We start from the raw sequence: 1,356 nt of genomic DNA, 5'->3' as shown, positions 1-1,356 counted from the left end.
GCCCGGGGCCGGTGTCAGACGCTGCGGACAGCGACGACGGCGTTGTGGCCGCCGAAACCGAAGGAGTTGCTCAGTGCCACGATGTTGCCTGCCGGCAGGTCGCGGGCAGACGTGACAACGTCCAGCGGAATTTCCGGATCCTGGTTTTCGAGGTTGATTGTGACTGGCGCTTTGCGTTCGTAAACGGCGAGCACGGTGAGGACGGCCTCGACGGCACCGGACGCACCCAGGAGGTGGCCCATCTGCGACTTGGTGGCCGAAACCGCCACGTTGTCGATGTGCGAACCGAGGGCGGCGCGGAGGGCCGTGTATTCCGGCTTGTCGCCAACGGGGGTGGACGTGGCATGGGCGTTCACATGGACCACGTCTTCAGCCTGGATCCGCCCGTCGAACATGGCTGCCTTGAGTGCGCGGGTTGCACCGAGGCCCTCGGGGTCCGGTGCGGTGATGTGGTAGGCGTCGGCGGTAACGGACGTTCCGGCGAGTTCACCGTAGATTCGGGCTCCGCGTGCCAGGGCGTGCTCTTCGGCCTCAAGCACCAGCGCGCCTGCGCCTTCGCCCATCACGAAGCCGTCACGGCCAAGGTCGTAGGGCCGGGATGCGCGCTCCGGTTCATCGTTCCTGCGCGAGAGGGCCTGCATGGAGGCGAAGGCCGCGAGGGGCATGGGGTGGATGGCGGCTTCCGCACCGCCGCACATCACCACGTCCGCTTTGCCCGAGCGGATCAGGTCCAGGCCCAGGTGCAGGGCCTCAGTGCCGGAGGCGCAGGCAGATACGGGCGTGTGGGCGCCTGCACGGGCTCCCAGGTCCAGGCTGACAGCCGCCGCAACACCGTTGGGCATCAGCATGGGAACGGTCATGGGGAGGACCCGGCGGGGGCCCTTTTCCTTCAGCGTGTCCCAGGCGTCCAGCAGGGTCCAGACCCCGCCGATGCCGGTCGCGAAGGCAACAGCCAGGCGGTCCTTGTCGAATTCGGTGATGCCGGAGTCGGCCCAGGCCTCGCGGGCAGCAATGACGCCGAACTGGGTGGAGGGGTCCATCCGCTTGGCCTCGACACGGCTGAGCACGTCAAGTGCCGGGGTGCTGCACCGGGCGGCGAAGTGGACGGGAAGCTCGTACTTGGCGACCCAGTCGTCTTCCAGGGTGCGGGCACCGGAGACCCCCTTGAGCGCGTTGTTCCACATTGTGGGTACATCGCCGCCGATGGGCGTGGTGGCACCCAGACCGGTAATGACTACTTTGCGTGTCATGGGATCACTCTCTGTCGGTGGGAATCCGTCTCCGTCGTCCGGAGGGTCCCGCGTGTTGTTGAACGGCGCTCGGCCGGATAGGAAGCAGGAGTGCCGGCTGGGGCAC

1 protein-coding gene is annotated in these 1,356 nt (G+C 67.4%); it reads right to left on the bottom strand.

The window, feature by feature from the left end:
- Window positions 1-14 precede the first annotated feature (14 nt).
- Entirely contained in the window at window positions 15-1,250 is a 1,236-nt protein-coding gene (locus P2Q66_RS18000; protein ID WP_079598971.1) for a beta-ketoacyl-[acyl-carrier-protein] synthase II, read from the bottom strand.
- Between the last annotated feature and the right edge of the window lie 106 nt (window positions 1,251-1,356).

It is taken from the genome of Arthrobacter sp. Cr_A7 (genome assembly GCF_029222765.1).
In the GTDB taxonomy this organism is placed as follows: Bacteria; Actinomycetota; Actinomycetes; order Actinomycetales; family Micrococcaceae; genus Arthrobacter.
This window is presented reverse-complemented; position numbering and strand designations above follow the sequence as displayed.